Here is a 1,181-nt window from a genome sequence, read left to right as displayed (position 1 = left end):
CTGTTCCGATCTGCCGTGCCTGGGGAATGAGATGTAGCTTTGGCTTACCATAGCGGTGAGCGGTTGCGAGAGATGACACCATTTTCATGCGAAGCAAGAGCTTTTTTAGATAAAGTGCAAGCTGTACGTTGCTCGGCAGGTAGAACAGCCCTAAATGAGATACTGGACAAAGCTGCTCAAGCCCCTAGAATCAAAGCAATAATTTATATTGGTGATTGTTTTGAAGAAGATCCAACTGAAGCTGTAGAAATTGCCCAACAACTTAAATTGAAAGGTGTTCGTTGTTTTATATTTCACGATACTAGCTCCCAAGCTCAAGGTTATGACATTAAGGCAGCACGTACAGCATTTGAACAAATTGCTCAGATTACAGGCGGCGCAATTCTACCTTTTGATCAGACTTCGCCGGACTTGGTTAGGGAATTATTAGCCGCGATCGCGCTCTATGCGGCTCAGGGGATCAAAGCCCTCCAGCAAAAGACTAAGCTGTTACCTGCTGCTCGTCTGTTGTTAGAACAGATGCAGTAGAAGTAGTGCCTTTCCAGTACGCAAGTATGAAAGCTGTTAGTTTAATCTGTTTGTTCTCACACAAACCATAAACGTTTATGGTTTAATACATGGTCTAATGTTTAATACTTTAATGTTTTGGTTTGGTTCATTTGGTTTAAATGTCCTAATCTAATACTGTCTGGTAATCTCAATATATGAAAAATCTCTGGCTAATTTCCTTAGTAGATAAGCTTCAACAAAATAATTACGTTTATCGCACAGCCAGGAACGGCTTTCTTAAAGCCTTCGGCGATCGCCTGCGCTGGCATGACAGTTTTACCCAACGGCTGTACTTCCATCCAGAATTGGTACACACAAACCGCTACTCGGAGTTTGATGAGTATTACTCACCTGCTGAGTTAGACGAGGAAAAGCAGGAGTTGTTTACTGCATGGAAAGATGGGCAAACAGGTTTCCCATTGGTAGATGCCTCAATGCGCCAACTTAAAACAATGGGTTGGATGAACTTTAGGATGAGGGCGATGTGCGCCACTTTCCTGTGCATTAACTGCGGTATCTCTTGGCATCATGGGGCTGAACACTATATGCAGCAACTAATCGATGGTGATCTGGGAATCGATAATTGGCAATGGCAAATGCAAGCAGGAGTAACTAATCTTCTGTGTGATACT

2 protein-coding genes are annotated in these 1,181 nt (G+C 43.0%); both read left to right on the top strand.

All coding sequences use genetic code 11. The features are described 5' to 3' along the window. The first annotated feature begins 39 nt into the window (after positions 1 to 39). Positions 40 to 528, top strand: coding sequence for a hypothetical protein (locus tag AC2VE5_RS28065; protein ID WP_486890783.1), 489 nt, complete (start codon positions 40 to 42; stop codon positions 526 to 528). 176 nt (positions 529 to 704) lie between these two features. Next, a partial coding sequence (locus AC2VE5_RS28060; protein WP_486890782.1) for an FAD-binding domain-containing protein occupies positions 705 to 1,181 on the top strand: 477 nt, incomplete at its 3' end.

This window comes from Aliterella sp. E5.1 (assembly GCF_057473825.1).
This window is presented reverse-complemented; position numbering and strand designations above follow the sequence as displayed.